The organism is Streptacidiphilus cavernicola (genome assembly GCF_042510955.1).
GTDB classification, from domain to species: Bacteria; Actinomycetota; Actinomycetes; order Streptomycetales; family Streptomycetaceae; genus Streptacidiphilus; species Streptacidiphilus cavernicola.
On the sequence record NZ_JBHFAB010000003.1, the window covers coordinates 191,301 to 205,669 of the forward strand.

A 14,369-nucleotide genomic window follows, 5' to 3' on the forward strand; every position below is an offset into this window, starting at 1 on the left:
GCAATGAGTGCGGACCACGTGTATCTCTCCCTGGTGGAGGAGCACCCCGACGACGCCGCGCACTGGGCCTTCGGCACCGGCTTCGAGGACCCGCTGCTGGGCGTTGACGCCGCCGTCCCGGCCGGGGTGGACGGTGCCGAACTGGCCGCGGCCTGCCTGGCGCTGGGCGACGACGCGCTGGTGCTGGCCCAGAGGCTGGCCCAGTGGTGCACCAGGGCACCGGAGTTGGAGGAGGAGGTCGCGCTGGCCAACATCGGCCTCGACCTGCTCGGCCAGGCCCGGCTGCTCTACACCCGGGCCGGGCAGGCCGACGGCAGCGGACGCGGCGAGGACGCCTACGCGTACTTCCGCGACCCGGCCGAGTTCCGCAACGTCCGGCTGGCCGAGCTGCCGAACGGCGACTTCGCGGTCTCGACCGCCCGGCTGCTGGTGCTGTCCGCCTGGCGGCTGGCCCAGTTCGAGCTGCTGGCCGGCTCCCCGGACCCGGTACTGGCGGCGGTCGCCGCCAAGGGCGTCAAGGAGCTGGCCTACCACCGGCTCTACGCGGCCGAGTGGACGGTCAGGCTCGGCGACGGCACCGAGGAGTCGCACCGCAGGATGCAGGCCGGGCTCGACCTGGCCGCCCCCTGGCTCGGCGAGCTGTTCGCCGCCGAACCGCGGCTGGAACCGCAGGTCACGGCGGTTCTGCGGCAGGTCGTCGAGGCCGCGGGGCTGGAGCTGCGCGCGATCGCGGCCCGGCCCGGCTCGGGCCGCGACGGGCAGCACACCGAGCACCTGGCCCCGCTGCTGACCGAGCTGCAGAGCGTGGCCAGGGCCGACCCGGACGCGACATGGTGACCCCCGGCCCCGCGCCGACCCGCGAGCTGGCCCGCGCGGTGGCCGGGGCGGTGCCCGATCCGGAGATGCCGATGCTCACCCTCGCCGACCTGGGCGTACTGCGCTCGGTCGAGGTCGGTCCGGACGGCGCGGTGACCGCCGTGCTCACCCCGACCTACTCCGGCTGCCCCGCGCTGGCCGAGATGCGGGCCGAGGTGGACCGCAGGCTGCGCGCGGCCGGCTTCGCCGAGGTGCGGATCCGGACCAGCCTGGACCCGGCCTGGTCCACCGACTGGATCACCCCGGCCGGCCGCCGGGCGCTGGCCGAGCACGGCGTCGCCCCGCCGGGGCCCGCGCCGCACCGGGCCGCCGGGCCGGTGCCGCTACTGCTCTCCGCCCGCCGCCCCGCCGTGCCCTGTCCGCGCTGTGGCTCCGCGGACACCGAGGAGACCTCCCGCTTCTCCGGCACCGCCTGCAAGGCGCTGTGGCGCTGCCGGGCCTGCCGCGAGCCCTTCGAGTACGTCAAGGAGATCTGAGATGACGGCCCCCACCGCCGCCGGACCGGCCGCGCCGGCTGCCCCCGTCCGCCGCCGCCCCGCCTTCCACCCGCTGCGGGTGGCGGCGGTCGAGCCGCTGTGCGAGGACGCGGTCGCCGTCACCTTCGCGATCCCTGACGCGCTCTCAGCGGCCTTCGCCTTCGCCCCCGGGCAGTCGCTGACGCTGCGCCGCGAGGTGGACGGACGCGACGAGCGCCGCTCGTACTCGATCTGCGCGCCGGTCGGCGACCGGCCCAGGATCGGCGTCCGGGTGGTACCGGACGGCCTGTTCTCCTCCTGGCTGGTGCACGACCTGCGCCCCGGCGACCTGGTCGAGGTGATGGAGCCGGTCGGCGCCTTCACCCCGGACCTCGCCGTCCCCGGCCGGCACGTCCTGGTCGCGGCCGGTTCCGGGATCACCCCGATGGTCTCGATCGCCGCCTCGGTGCTCGCCGCCGACCCGGTCTCGACCGTCGCGCTGCTCTACGGCAACCGGCGCAGCGACACGGTGATGTTCGCCGACGACCTGGCCGACCTCAAGGACCGCCACCCGGGCCGGTTCCAGCTCGCCCACGTGCTCTCCCGCGAGCCGCGCGAGGCCGAGCTGCTGTCCGGCAGGCTCGACCCGGAGCGGCTGGCGGCCCTGCTGCCCGCGCTGCTGGACGTGCCGTCGGTGGACCACTGGTGGCTCTGCGGCCCGTACGCCATGGTGCTCGGGGCCCGTGAACTGCTCGTCGGCCTCGGCGTCCCGGCCGGGCGGATCCACCAGGAGCTGTTCTTCGCCGACGACGAGCCCCCGGTCGAACCGCTGCGGCACACTGACGCCGCCCCGGACGGACCGGTCAGCGCGGTCAGCCTGACCCTGGACGGCCGGACCACCACCGCCCCGCTCCCGCGCGACCGCAGCATCCTGGACGGCGCCCAGCGCTCCCGCCCGGACCTGCCGTTCGCCTGCAAGGGCGGGGTCTGCGGCACCTGCCGGGCCCTGGTCCGCGAGGGCGAGGCCGACATGCGCCGCAACTTCGCCCTGGAGCCCGCCGAGGTCGCCGCCGGGTACGTGCTGACCTGCCAGACCTACCCGGTCTCGGACACGCTCACGGTGGACTACGACAGCTAGAGCCGTTCCCTGGCCGTCACTCCGGCCTGGCGCCGGTGGCGAGCCACTGGTCGCGGACGGTGGCCGGGGTGGCGTTGATGGCCGCGAGGGCCTGGGCGCAGGCGGCGTCCAGGGTCTCGCTGGGTACGCCGTGGTCCTTCAGGGCGTCGATCATCGCGTCCCAGGTGACCGGGTCGAGCTCGCACATGGCTGTGGTGGCGGCCTTGTCCACGGTTCCTCCAGCGTCTCAGTGGCTGGGCTCAGGCTCACCCACCGGGCTGCGGTCGGCAACCGGGTCCGCCGGTACCGGCAGGGCGCCGGTCACCGGGTCGCGTCCGGTCAGGCAGTAGCTGCCGCCGGCCGGGTCGCGCATGACGATCCAGTGGGCGCCCCTGGCCTGCTCGGTCGCGCCCAGCGACTCGTGCCAGCCGCGGACCGCGTCCGGGTCGGAGCAGGCCAGGTCCTGGTGCGCCCCGGCCGGGCGGGCGGCGTCCAGCCGTTGCAGCAGGAACCGCAGCGGCTGTCCCGCGGGCGGCCGGAGCAGGTGGAACTCGGGCCGGGAGCCGGTCAGCGACTCCCAGCCGGTGAGCGCGGCCCAGAACGCCGTCTCGGCCCGGAACAGGTCCGGGGAGACGTCCAGGCAGAGCTGGTCCAGACGGCTGGTCGCGCCGCCGGGCGCGGTCACCACGGCCGGACGGGTCCGCTGGCCCTGCCAGGGGGCCAGGCAGAACGGCTGGCCGCCGGGGGAGCGCAGCACGGCCCAGTCGGCGTGGTCGTCCAGCACGGTCGCGCCGAGGTCCAGGGCGGCCTTCCGGGTGGTCGGGACGTCGTCCACGGACAGGTCGGGGTGGCCGCCGCCGTGGTCGCCGACGCCCTGGAGCTTCAGGCAGGCGTCGGCGCCGTCGGCCAGCAGGGTCGCGAACTCGCCCCGTTCGCCGCGCGGCGCCGACAGCCGGGTGCCGGTGGCCGCGGTCCAGAACGCCGCCGCCTCGGCGAGCCGGTGCTCCGGCCGGTCGACGAAGGCGTGGGTCCACCTGATCATCGGTCAGCCCCCTCAGCCCTCGGCGAGCGCGGCCGGGAAGCCGCCGGTGGCGACCGGGCTCCAGCGCTCCGGGGTGATCCGGACCAGCGCCTTGCCCTGCTTCAGCATCGCCGCGCGGTACTCGTCCCAGTCCGGGTGCTCGCCCGCGATGCAGCGGAAGTACTCGACCAGCGGCTCCACGTCCTCGGTCGCGTCGATCACCTCGGCGCTGCCGTCCACCTGCACCCAGGGGCCGTCGAAGTCCTCCGACAGCACCAGGATGCTGACCCGGGGGTCGCGCCGGGCGTTGCGGGCCTTGGCGCGCTGCGGGTAGGTGGAGACCACGATGTGCCCGGCGGAGTCCACCCCGCAGGCGACCGGCGAGGCCTGCGGCCGTCCGTCGGCCCGGGTGGTGATCAGCAGCCCCTTGTGCCGGGGGCGGAGGAAGTCGAGCAGCGCCTCGCGCTCGACGGCGGTGGTGGTGGCGATTTTCCGGGTCATGCTGCGCAGTCTAGGGTCGGGGCGCAACCGGATTCCCCGGGGCACGACACGGCGTCAGGAGACCGGCGGTCATGGCGAAGAAGGCGGGACGCGGCGGCCGGGGCACCCCGGCGACGGTGGCGCTGGAGGCCGCGGGGGTGGCGTTCACGGTGCACGGGTACGAGCACGACCCGGCCGCCGCCTCCTACGGCGAGGAGGCCGCCGAGGCGATGGGGGTCGGTCGGGAGCGGGTCTTCAAGACCCTGCTCGCCGACGTCGACGGCGCCCTCACGGTCGGCGTCGTCCCGGTCGACGCGCGGCTCGACCTCAAGGCGCTGGCTGCCGCGGTCGGCGGCAAGCACGCGGCGATGGCCGACCCGGCCGCCGCCGAGCGCGCCACCGGCTACGTCCTCGGCGGGATCTCCCCGCTCGGCCAGCGCAGACGGCTGCGCACGGTGCTGGACGGGAGCGCGCTTGAGCACCCCACCGTCTACGTCTCGGCCGGGCGGCGCGGCCTGGAGGTCGAGCTGGCCCCGCGGGACCTGCTCGCCCTCACCGCCGCGACCGCCGCCCCGATCGGTCGCCGCTAACGTAGGTGCATGCACTTCCTCCACCGCTGCCACGCACTCGCGCGGGCGCACCCCTACCGGGCGGACGGGCTGCTGGCGGTCGTGCTGTACGTGATCACACTGCTGGACCCGATCAGCGACCACGTCGCGGCCGAGTGGTCCGACCTCAACCCGCTGCTGGTGCTGACCGTCGCCGGGATCCCGGTGTTCGCCCCGCTGGCCTGGCGCCGCCGCTACCCGGTCCCGGTGCTGGCCGTCTCGGTGGTCGGCACGCTGGGCTTCTTCTACGTCGGCCCGGTGCGCGGGCCGATCCTGCTGGGCTCGGCGCTGGCCGTCTACACCGTCTCCTCGGTGGTCGAGCGGCGGCTGGCGATGACCATCGGCGCCATCGCCGTGTTCTGCCTCGGCAGTGTGAGCATGCGGCTGTCCCCCGAGGTCTGGGACCGCCCGGTCAACGCCATCGCCTTCGTCTGGACCGCGCTGGCGGTCGCGGTCGGTGAAGCGGTGCGCAACCGCAGGGCCTTCGTCGCGGCGATAGAGGAGCGGGCCACCCGGGCCGAGCACACCCGCGAGGAGGAGGCCCGGCACCGGGTCGCCGAGGAGCGGATCCGGATCGCCCGTGAGCTGCACGACATCGTCGGCCACCACATCGCGCTGATCAACGTCCAGGCCGGGGTCGCCTCGCACGTCCTGGACACCCAGCCGGAGCTGGCCCGGCAGGCGCTGGCGCACGTCAGGGAGGCCGGGCGGTCGGCGCTGGCCGAGCTGAGCGCGACCGTCGCGGTGCTCCGCCAGGGCGACGAGTCGGACGCCCCGCACGAGCCGGTCCCCGGCCTCGGCGGGCTGCCGGCCCTGCTGGAGAGCTTCGACCGGGCCGGACTCCGGGTCAGCCGGGAGGACGAGGGCCGGCCGCGGCAGCTGCCGACCACGGTCGACCTGACCGCCTACCGGGTGGTCCAGGAGTCGCTGACCAACGTCCGCAAGCACGCCGGGACGTCCGCGGCGCGGCTCCGGCTCTCCTACCGCAGGGACGAGCTGCGGATCGTGATCGAGGACGACGGCCCGGGTCCCGGCACGGTCCGGGGCCGCTCCGCGCTCGGCGGCACCGGGCACGGCCTGATCGGGATGCGCGAGCGGGCCGCCTCGGTCGGCGGGCGGTTCCTGGCCGGGCCGGGGCCCGAGGGCGGGTTCCGGGTCTGCGTGGACCTGCCGCTGCCGCGGGTCCCCCATCCGAGCAACGGGAGCAGGCGCGCGAAGTGACCGTCAAAGTCGTCATCGCCGATGACCAGGTGCTGGTCAGGGCAGGTCTGCGGGTCCTGGTGGACTCGGCCGCCGACCTGGAGGTGGTCGGTGAGGCGGCCACCGGCCGGGAGGCCGTCGCGCTGGCCCGGGAGGCCCGCGCCGACGTGGTGCTGATGGACATCAGGATGCCCGACATGGACGGCCTCGCCGCCACCCGCGCGATCACCGCGGACGAGGACCTGGCCGGGGTCAGGGTGCTGGTGCTGACCACCTTCGAGATCAACGAGTACGTCTTCGAGGCGCTGCGGGCCGGGGCCAGCGGCTTCCTCGGCAAGGGCGCCGAGCCGGACGACCTGCTGGACGCGATCCGGGTGGTGGCCAGGGGCGAGTCGCTGCTGTCCCCGGCCGCGACCCAGGGGCTGATCACCCGCTTCCTCGAAGTGCCGGACAAGCGGCCGACCCGCACCCCGGAGAGCATGTCCGCGCTCACCGACCGGGAGCGCGAGATCGTCGCGCTGGTGGCCGGCGGCGGCTCCAACGACGACATCGCCGAGCAGTTGGCGGTCAGCCCGTTGACGGTGAAGACGCACGTCAGCCGGGCCCTGCTGAAGCTCGGCGCCCGGGACCGGGCCCAACTGGTGGTGCTCGCCTACGAGTCGGGACTGGTCCGGCCCGGCGAATGCTGATCCCAACCGTCGACCGGCCGTGATCTTCCCCACATGCGTCCGAGGGCCGGGCGGTCTTGCCAAAACGCCGCTGGACCGTGGCAGACTGGACGCACAAGTTACGACGTTTGCGCACTCCGGGGTCGGTGTAATTCCGAACCGGCGGTTACAGTCCGCGACCCGACCGCTTCCAGCGGCCGGTTGACCAGGTGAAACTCCTGGACCGACGGTGAAAGTCCGGATGGGAGGCAGTGCGCTGCGGACGTCGGGCTCGGCTTGCGTCCGTCGCGGTTCCGCGGTGTCTGCTGACATCGGGGCGCCTCCTCCGCGCACACCGCGCCCGGGGCCTCGGCCCGTGCGTCCGCACACCTCTCCCGCAATGCCCCCGGAGCCCGCGCCGATCAGCGCGAGGAGGATCCGGTGGGCATTTCTTTCGTTCCAGGGCTGTTCACGACGGATGACCGCGCGCTGCGCCGGTTCGCTGCCGAGGAGAGCTGAATGTTCACGGGAATCATCGAAGAGCTGGGCGAGGTCCTCGCGATCGAGGATCTGGGGGACTCCTCGCGGATCCGCCTGCGCGGACCGGTGACCACGCGGGACGCCCGCGAGGGGCAGTCCATCGCGGTGAACGGCGTCTGTCTGACCGTCCTCGACACCGATGAGCAGCTCGCCGCCGCCCCGGGCGAGTTCAGCGCCGACGTGATGGCCGAGACGCTGCGCAGGTCCAGCCTGGGCGCGGTCGGCGTCGGCTCCCGGGTGAACCTGGAGCGGGCCATGGCGCTGGGCGCCCGGCTCGGCGGCCACCTGGTGCAGGGCCATGTCGACGGCACCGCCGTGCTGCTCTCCCGCAGCCCCGGCGAGCCCGGCGCGGACGGCCTCCCGCAGTGGGAGGTACTGCGGTTCAGCCTCCCGTCGGCGCTCTCCCGCTACCTGGTCGACAAGGGCTCGATCACCGTGGACGGCGTCAGCCTGACCGTGGTCGAGGCGGCCGAGGACAGCTTCACGGTCAGCCTGATCCCGGCCACCCTGGCGCACACCACGCTGGGCGCCAAGCAGCTCGGCGAGCCGGTCAACCTCGAAGTGGACGTGCTCGCCAAGTACGTCGAGCGGCTGCTCGGCGACCGGGTCGGGAAGGGGCTCTGAGCGCGGTGTCCAACCTCCTCAACGACCTGAACAGCCAGGCGTTCACCGTGCTCGGGCAGCCGTTCAAGTGGTCCGACATGGTCGGCAACCTGCTCGGCCTGGGCGCGCTGGCGCTGGGCTGGCGCCGGTCGATGCTGACCTGGCCGGTGCAGCTGCTGTCCGGGCTGGTGCTGTTCGGCGCCTTCGCGGCCGGGCACCTGAGCGGCAGCGCGGGCAAGCAGCTGATCGTCGTGGTGATGTCGCTCTGGGGCTGGACCCAGTGGCAGCGCGGCCGTCGCGGCGACGGCGAGCTGCGGATACGGTTCGCCGGCTGGACCGAGCGGGCGGCCCTGGTCGCCGCCGCGGGCGTGGGCACAGTGGTGCTGGCGGAGGTCTTCAAGGCCTACCCGTGGATGTCCTGGAGCCCCTGGGCCGACGCCTACATCTTCGTCGGCACCCTGGTCGCGATGGTGGCGCAGGCCCGCGGCCTGGTCGAGTTCTGGTTCGCCTGGCTGGCCGTCGACCTGGTCGGCGTCCCGCTCAACTTCGCCAACGGCTACGCCTTCTCCGGCTACGTCTACATCGTCTACTTCGTCCTGGTCATCGCCGGGATGCGGTCCTGGTGGCTGCGCACCCGCAACCAGCAGCCGCCCGCCACGATCGTCCCGAAGGGGGCCACCGCATGAGCATCACCCTGGACCCGATCGCCCCGCCCGAGCAGGACGGCGCGGACCTGACCCTGGACAGCGTCGAGCTCGCCATAGCCGAGATCGCGGCCGGGCGCCCGGTCATCGTGGTGGACGACGAGGACCGCGAGAACGAGGGCGACATCGTCTTCGCGGCGAGCGCCGCCACCGCCGAGGTGCTGGCCTTCACCGTCCGCTACAGCTCCGGCGTGGTGTGCGTGCCGATGACCGGCGCCGAGCTGGACCGGCTGAAGCTGCCGCCGATGACCGCGGTCAACGAGGACCGCAAGGGCACCGCCTACGCGGTCTCGGTGGACGCCCGCGACGGCGTCAGCACCGGCATCTCCGCCGCCGACCGGGCCCGCACCGTGCGGCTGCTGGCCGGGCCCGGGACGGTGGCGACCGACCTGACCCGTCCGGGCCACGTCTTCCCGCTGCGGGCCAAGGACGGCGGGGTGCTGGAGCGCCCCGGCCACACCGAGGCCGCGGTGGACCTGGCCCGGCTGGCCGGGCTGGCCCCGGCCGGCGGCATCGCCGAGGTGGTCAACGACGACGGCAGCATGGCCCGGCTGCCCGAGCTGGTCCCGTTCGCCCGCCGGCACGGCCTGGCGATCATCTCCATCGAGGACCTGATCGCCTACCGCCGCCGCACTGAGGGGGGCGACCCGGGCGACGCGCCGAAGCCCGCCCCCGGCACGGTCACCCGGGCCGCGGTCACCGCGCTGCCCACCGCGCACGGCGGCTTCACCGCGGTCGGCTACCTCAGCGAGCCGGACGGGGTCGAGCACATCGCCCTGGTGGCCGGCGGCCTGGACGCCGGCGGGCGGCTGCCGGAGGGCGAGAACGTCCTGGTCCGGGTCCACTCCGAGTGCCTGACCGGGGACGTCTTCGGCTCGCTGCGCTGCGACTGCGGTCCGCAGCTGCGGGCCTCGCTGGACCGGATCGCGGCCGAGGGCCGGGGCGTGCTGCTCTACCTGCGCGGGCACGAGGGCCGCGGCATCGGCCTGCTGCCCAAGCTGCGCGCCTACCAGCTGCAGGAGGCGGGCCGGGACACCGTGGACGCCAACCTGGAGCTGGGCCTGCCCGCCGACGCCCGCGACTACGCGGCGGCGGCGCGCATCCTGGACGACCTGGGTGTGCGCTCGGTCCGGCTGCTGACCAACAACCCGGAGAAGCACCTGGCCCTGGAGAGCCACGGGCTCACCGTCAAGGAGCGCGAGCCGGTCGAGGTCCAGGCCGGGGAGCACAACCTGCGCTATCTGACCACCAAGCGGGACCGGATGGGGCACCAGCTGCCCTGGCTCGGCTGACCGCACCCCGTACTACTGTCATTGACAGACCGTCAGCAAGGAGAGCAGAGCAGATGAGCGGCGAGGGCGCACCCGTAGCGAGCGTGCAGGACGGCCGGGGCCTGCGGGTCGCGGTGATCGCGGCGCAGTGGCACCGGCAGGTCATGGACGGCCTGATCGCCGGCGCGCAGCGGGCGCTGGAGGAGTACGGCGTCGAGGACTCGGTGCTGCTGCGGGTCCCCGGCAGCTTCGAGCTGCCGGTGGTGGCCAAGCGCCTGGCGACCACCGGCTACGACGCGGTGGTGGCGCTGGGCGTCGTCATCCGCGGCGGGACACCCCACTTCGAATACGTGTGCGAGGCGACCAGCATGGGTCTCACCCAGGTCTCCGTGGACACCGGTATCCCGATCGGCTTCGGCCTGCTGACCTGCGACGACGACCAGCAGGCGGTGGACCGGGCGGGCCTGCCCGGCTCCAAGGAGGACAAGGGCTTCGAGGCCGCCACCGCCGCCATGGACACCGCCCTGCTGCTGCGCGGGCTCCCCAGGCGTTGACCGTCCGTTCCCTGGACGTTCGCGCGGACCGGGTCGGGGACCACGTAGGGTGGGGCGCATCATGGCACAGAAGACATTCGAGGAACTCTTCACCGAGCTCCAGCAGAAGGCCGCGAGCGGCGCGCCGGGTTCGCGTACCGCCGAGCTGGTCGGCCAGGGCGTGCACGCGATCGGCAAGAAGGTGGTCGAAGAGGCCGCCGAGGTGTGGATGGCCGCCGAGCACGAGTCGGACGAGCGGACCGCTGAGGAGATCTCCCAGCTGCTCTACCACCTCCAGGTGATGATGGTCGCCCGCGGCCTCAGCCTGGAGGACGTGTACGCCCATCTGTAGACCCCGCCCTTGAGCAGTAACGGGAGCGGGGCACCGAGCACGACCGGTGCCCCGCTTTTTTCATGTCCTCACCCACCCAGATCCGAAAGGCACCTCCCATGCTGCGTATCGCCGTTCCCAACAAGGGGTCCCTCTCCGAGCCGGCGTCCGCGATGCTGCATGAGGCGGGCTACCGGCAGCGCAAGGACTCCAAGGAACTGGTCCTGGTCGACCCGGAGAACCAGGTCGAGTTCTTCTTCCTGCGTCCGCGCGACATCGCCATCTACGTCGGCTCCGGCCGGCTCGACATCGGCATCACCGGCCGTGACCTGCTGCTCGACTCCGGCGCCGACGCCGAGGAGGTGCTCGCGCTGGGCTTCGCCGGCTCCACCTTCCGCTTCGCCGGGCCGGCCGGGGTCGCCACGGACGTCAAGGACCTGGAGGGCCGCCGGATCGCCACCTCCTACACCGGCCTGGTCCAGCAGCACCTGACCGAGCACGGGGTCACCGCCGCGGCGCTCACCAAGCTGGACGGCGCGGTGGAGACCGCGGTGCAACTGGGCGTCGCCGACGTGATCGCCGACGTGGTGGAGACCGGCACCAGCCTGCGCAACGCCGGGATGGAGGTCTTCGGCGAACCGATCCTGGTCTCCGACGCGATCGTGATCCGGCCGACCGGCGCGGGGGAGGACCAGCGCGCCGAACAGTTCCTGCGCCGGCTGCAGGGTGTCCTGGTGGCCCGCCGGTACGTGATGATGGACTACGACATCCGTGCCGAGCGCGTCGCGGAAGCGGTCGCGCTCACCCCGGGCCTGGAGTCGCCCACGGTCTCGCCGCTGCACAGCGAGGGCTGGGTCGCCGTGCGGGCGATGGTGCTCCGCAAGGAGGCGCAGCGGATCATGGACGACCTCTGGGCCATCGGCGCCCGCGCCATCCTGGTCACCAACATCCACGCCTGCCGGCTCTAGGGGCGGCAGCGGTCGGGAGTCCTGTCGTATGACCGTCCAGCCCAGCCGTACCGTGGTCGGTCCGCCGCGGCTGCCGCACAGCTGGCGGCCGCTGCTGACCCGGTTCGTGCTGGTCGGCCTCGCGGTGGTCAGCCTGGCCTTCTTCTGCACCATCGCCGCGCTCGGGCCCGCCCACTACTGGCAGCGGCACGACCGGATCGGCATCGCGGTGACCGGGCTGCTGTTCGCGGTCGTGCTGCTGGTGCTGGCCCGACCGGTGGCGCGGGCCGACCGGGACGGTCTCACCGTGGTCAACTTCCTCCGCAAGCGGCGGCTGGAGTGGGCCGAGATCCTGGGCGTCAACCTGCGCAAGGGCGACCCCTGGGTGCTGCTCGACCTCGCCGACGGGACCACCCTGGCGGTGGTGGCGATCCAGCCGGGCTCCGGACTGCGCCAGGCGGTCCGCGCCGCGCGGGAGCTGCGCGCCTGCGTGGACGCCTACGGCACGGCCGTGCGCTGAGCCGCCGCGTCGAATAGGTGACCGTGCCCCGATCGGGCATCCTTGGGGGACCGACCTCCCGTGCGTCACCCGAGTAACCGGAGAAGATCGCTCCCCGATGGAACCCGCGAGTCCCACCGCCGCCTGGCTGCTGCTGGGCGTGGCCCTGCTGCTGATCCTTGCCAACGGGCTGTTCGTCGCAGCCGAGTTCGCCCTGGTCACGGTCGACCGAGGGGCGGTGACCCGGGCCGCAGAGGCCGGGGACCGCCGGGCCGGTGGGGTGCTGTCCTCGCTGCGCTCCCTGTCCTTCGAGCTCTCCGGCGCCCAGCTGGGCATCACCGTCACCTCGCTGCTGGTCGGCCTGCTCGCCAACCCGGCCATGGCCAGGCTGCTCAGCCCGCCGCTGCACGGGATCGGCCTGCCGTCCGCGCTGGTGCACGGCTTCGCCGCGGTGATCGGGATGCTGGTCGCGACCGTGGTGCAGATGGTGGTCGGCGAGCTGGTCCCGAAGAACTGGGCGATCTCCCGCCCGCTCCAGGTGGCCCGCGCGGTCGCCGGGCCGCAGCGGGTCTTCAGCACCGTCTGCCGCCCGGTGATCCTGCTGCTGAACGGCGCGGCCAACCGGCTGGTCCGGGCGCTGGGGATCGAGCCGCAGGAGGAGCTGGCGTCCGCGCGCGGCGCGGAGGAGCTGGTCGCGCTGGCCCGGCACTCGGCCGAGGAGGGCGCGTTGGAGCCGGACACCGCGGACCTGTTCGTGCGCACCCTGGGCCTGGCCGAGCTGACCGCGGAGAGCGTGATGACCCCCCGGGTCGAGGTCCGCTCGCTGCAGGAGCTGGCCACCGCGGCCGACGTGCTCAACCTGACCCGGGCCACCGGGCTGTCCCGCTTCCCGGTCTACCGGGACAGCATCGACGAGGTCACCGGGGTGGTCACGCTCAAGGACGCGCTGGCGGTGCCCGCCGACCACCGCGCGGCCACCCCGGTCGCGGCGCTGATGGCGGAACCGCTGCTGGTCCCGGAGACGCTTCCGGCCGAGCGCCTGCTCGACCTGCTCCGCCGCCGGCACGGCATGGCGGTGGTGGTGGACGAGTACGGCGGCACCGCCGGCGTCGCCACCCTGGAGGACGTGGTCGAGGAGATGGTCGGCGAGGTGCTGGACGAGCACGACACCGAGGAGCACCCGGAGCTGCGCGCGGTCGCCCGGGTCGAGGGCCGTCCGGCCTGGGAGGCCGACGGCCGCTGCCGGGTGGACCAGTTGGCGGCGGTCGGCTTCCACGCGCCCGAGGGCCCCTACGAGACCGTCGCCGGGCTGGTCGCCGACCGGCTCGGACGGCTCCCGGCCGAGGGCGACGCGGTCGCCCTGCCGGGCTGGCGGCTGACCGTGCTGGACGTGGTCCGGCACCGCACCGAAGCGGTGCTGCTGGTCCGCACCCACGACGACCCGCGCGACGACCGGCACCGCGGCGACGCGGAGGCGGCCCGGTGAGCGCGGTGCTGCAGATCGGCTTCTCGGTGCTGCTGCTGCTCGGCAACGCCTTCTTCGTCGGCGCCGAGTTCGCCCTGGTCTCGGTCCGCCGCAGCCAGGTGCAGCCGCTCGCCGAGGGCGGCAACCGGCGGGCCCGCACCGTGCTGTACGCGCTGGAGCACGTGTCCGCGATGATGGCGGCGGCCCAGCTCGGCATCACCGTCTGCTCGCTGCTGCTCGGCGCGCTGGCCGAACCGGTGGTGGCGCACCTGCTGGAGGGCCCGTTCGGGGCGATCGGCATCCCGTCCGGGCTGACCCACGCCTTCGCCTACGTGCTGGCGCTGTCCGTGGTGGTGTTCCTGCACATGGTGGTCGGCGAGATGGTCCCGAAGAACATCGCGCTGGCGAGCCCGGAGCGGGCCGCGCTCTGGCTCGGGCCGCCGCTGGCCTGGCTGGCCCGGGTGCTGCGCCCGGTGATCGGCTTCCTGAACGCCTTCGCCAACCTGCTGCTGCGGCTGCTCGGGGTGGAGGCCAAGGACGAGGTCGAGTCGGTCTACACCAGCGAGGAGCTGGCGCACCTGCTGCAGGACTCGCGCGAGGCCGGGCTGCTCGGCCGCGGCGCCCAGGAGCGTCTTGAGGATGCGTTGGAGCTGGGCCGCCGGCCGATCCGCGAGGTGCTGCTCGACCGTGGTCAGCTGGTCAGCGTGGAACGCTCGGTGACGGCGCGTCAGCTGGAGGAGCTGGCGGTCCGCACCGGCTTCTCCCGGTTCCCGCTGCTCGACGCCGACGGCGTGCCGCTCGGCTACCTCCACGTCAAGGACGCGCTGGAGGTCGACGACCGCGAGGCCGCGGTGCCGCGGTCGCTCTGGCGCGCGGTGCTCACCCTGCCCGACAGCACCCCGCTGGACGACGCCCTCGGCGCGATGCGCCGGGCCACCTCGCACCTGGCCGCGGTGACCGGCCAGGACGGTCGCCCGGTCGGCCTGGTCACCATGGAGGACGTGCTGGAGGAACTGGTCGGCGAGGTCCAGGTCTGACAGCTCAACAGGTCCTCAAATCTTCCCCGTCCGGC

Annotated in this window: 18 protein-coding genes and 1 riboswitch; of the genes, 15 read left to right on the forward strand and 3 right to left on the reverse strand. The window is 73.9% G+C overall.

Features of this window, described 5'->3' with window-relative positions; genetic code table 11:
- Positions 1-3: 3 nt before the first annotated feature.
- From paaC to paaE, 3 genes are read left to right on the forward strand one after another with little or no spacing between them, the layout of a single operon-like run.
- Positions 4-837, forward strand: a complete 834-nt coding sequence (gene paaC, locus ACEZDE_RS05240; RefSeq protein ID WP_380532840.1) for a 1,2-phenylacetyl-CoA epoxidase subunit PaaC — start codon at positions 4-6, stop codon at positions 835-837.
- Positions 831-1,352, forward strand: a complete 522-nt coding sequence (gene paaD, locus ACEZDE_RS05245; RefSeq protein WP_380532843.1) for a 1,2-phenylacetyl-CoA epoxidase subunit PaaD — start codon at positions 831-833, stop codon at positions 1,350-1,352. The genes paaC and paaD overlap by 7 nt, the downstream gene beginning before the upstream one ends.
- 1 nt (position 1,353) lies before the next feature.
- The gene (paaE, locus tag ACEZDE_RS05250) at positions 1,354-2,469 is read left to right on the forward strand and encodes a 1,2-phenylacetyl-CoA epoxidase subunit PaaE (RefSeq protein ID WP_380532846.1); all 1,116 of its coding nucleotides are present in this window, start codon (positions 1,354-1,356) and stop codon (positions 2,467-2,469) included.
- Between the two features lie 16 nt (positions 2,470-2,485).
- Here the strand turns inward: paaE and ACEZDE_RS05255 are convergent, their stop codons facing one another.
- Genes ACEZDE_RS05255 through ACEZDE_RS05265 form a run of 3 tightly spaced genes read right to left on the reverse strand, consistent with a single transcriptional unit; the run spans position 2,486 to position 3,970 of the window.
- Positions 2,486-2,680, reverse strand: coding sequence for a hypothetical protein (locus ACEZDE_RS05255; RefSeq protein WP_380532849.1), 195 nt, complete (start codon positions 2,678-2,680; stop codon positions 2,486-2,488).
- A 15-nt stretch (positions 2,681-2,695) separates the two neighbouring features.
- Positions 2,696-3,490 (reverse strand): VOC family protein, encoded by a 795-nt coding sequence (locus tag ACEZDE_RS05260; protein ID WP_380532852.1) that lies wholly within the window; start codon positions 3,488-3,490, stop codon positions 2,696-2,698.
- A 12-nt stretch (positions 3,491-3,502) separates the two neighbouring features.
- A complete protein-coding gene (locus ACEZDE_RS05265) occupies positions 3,503-3,970 on the reverse strand; it encodes a PPOX class F420-dependent oxidoreductase (protein ID WP_380532854.1) in 468 nt (155 codons plus the stop codon).
- Positions 3,971-4,041: 71 nt separating this feature from the next.
- On the opposite strand from ACEZDE_RS05265, the gene ybaK reads away from it, so the two are divergent.
- From ybaK to ACEZDE_RS05325, 12 genes are all read left to right on the forward strand, one after another.
- Positions 4,042-4,539, forward strand: a complete 498-nt coding sequence (gene ybaK / locus ACEZDE_RS05270; protein WP_380532857.1) for a Cys-tRNA(Pro) deacylase — start codon at positions 4,042-4,044, stop codon at positions 4,537-4,539.
- Positions 4,540-4,548: 9 nt separating this feature from the next.
- On the forward strand, positions 4,549-5,778 hold the full coding sequence (locus ACEZDE_RS05275) for a sensor histidine kinase (protein ID WP_380532860.1): 1,230 nt from the start codon (positions 4,549-4,551) through the stop codon (positions 5,776-5,778).
- Positions 5,775-6,446, forward strand: a complete 672-nt coding sequence (locus ACEZDE_RS05280) for a response regulator (RefSeq protein ID WP_380532862.1) — start codon at positions 5,775-5,777, stop codon at positions 6,444-6,446. Before ACEZDE_RS05275 ends, ACEZDE_RS05280 begins: the two co-directional genes overlap by 4 nt.
- 107 nt (positions 6,447-6,553) lie before the next feature.
- Positions 6,554-6,684: riboswitch (FMN riboswitch) on the forward strand.
- 239 nt (positions 6,685-6,923) lie between these two features.
- A complete protein-coding gene (locus ACEZDE_RS05285) occupies positions 6,924-7,568 on the forward strand; it encodes a riboflavin synthase (protein ID WP_380532864.1) in 645 nt (214 codons plus the stop codon).
- Between the two features lie 77 nt (positions 7,569-7,645).
- Positions 7,646-8,233 carry a nicotinamide mononucleotide transporter family protein gene (locus ACEZDE_RS05290; RefSeq protein WP_380533340.1) on the forward strand — a complete coding sequence of 196 codons (588 nt, stop codon included), beginning with the start codon at positions 7,646-7,648 and terminating at the stop codon, positions 8,231-8,233.
- Entirely contained in the window at positions 8,230-9,543 is a 1,314-nt protein-coding gene (locus ACEZDE_RS05295; protein WP_380532867.1) for a bifunctional 3,4-dihydroxy-2-butanone-4-phosphate synthase/GTP cyclohydrolase II, read from the forward strand. Before ACEZDE_RS05290 ends, ACEZDE_RS05295 begins: the two co-directional genes overlap by 4 nt.
- A gap of 53 nt (positions 9,544-9,596) precedes the next feature.
- Entirely contained in the window at positions 9,597-10,076 is a 480-nt protein-coding gene (ribH, locus tag ACEZDE_RS05300) for a 6,7-dimethyl-8-ribityllumazine synthase (RefSeq protein ID WP_380532869.1), read from the forward strand.
- A gap of 61 nt (positions 10,077-10,137) precedes the next feature.
- The gene (locus ACEZDE_RS05305; RefSeq protein WP_380532872.1) at positions 10,138-10,407 is read left to right on the forward strand and encodes a phosphoribosyl-ATP diphosphatase; all 270 of its coding nucleotides are present in this window, start codon (positions 10,138-10,140) and stop codon (positions 10,405-10,407) included.
- Between the two features lie 98 nt (positions 10,408-10,505).
- On the forward strand, positions 10,506-11,354 hold the full coding sequence (hisG, locus tag ACEZDE_RS05310) for an ATP phosphoribosyltransferase (RefSeq protein ID WP_380532874.1): 849 nt from the start codon (positions 10,506-10,508) through the stop codon (positions 11,352-11,354).
- Positions 11,355-11,382: 28 nt separating this feature from the next.
- Positions 11,383-11,853: a PH domain-containing protein gene (locus ACEZDE_RS05315; RefSeq protein ID WP_380532877.1), complete on the forward strand. Its 471-nt coding sequence runs from the start codon at positions 11,383-11,385 to the stop codon at positions 11,851-11,853.
- A gap of 97 nt (positions 11,854-11,950) precedes the next feature.
- On the forward strand, positions 11,951-13,318 hold the full coding sequence (locus ACEZDE_RS05320) for a hemolysin family protein (RefSeq protein ID WP_380532880.1): 1,368 nt from the start codon (positions 11,951-11,953) through the stop codon (positions 13,316-13,318).
- Entirely contained in the window at positions 13,315-14,334 is a 1,020-nt protein-coding gene (locus ACEZDE_RS05325) for a hemolysin family protein (protein ID WP_380532883.1), read from the forward strand. Before ACEZDE_RS05320 ends, ACEZDE_RS05325 begins: the two co-directional genes overlap by 4 nt.
- Positions 14,335-14,369: the final 35 nt, after the last annotated feature.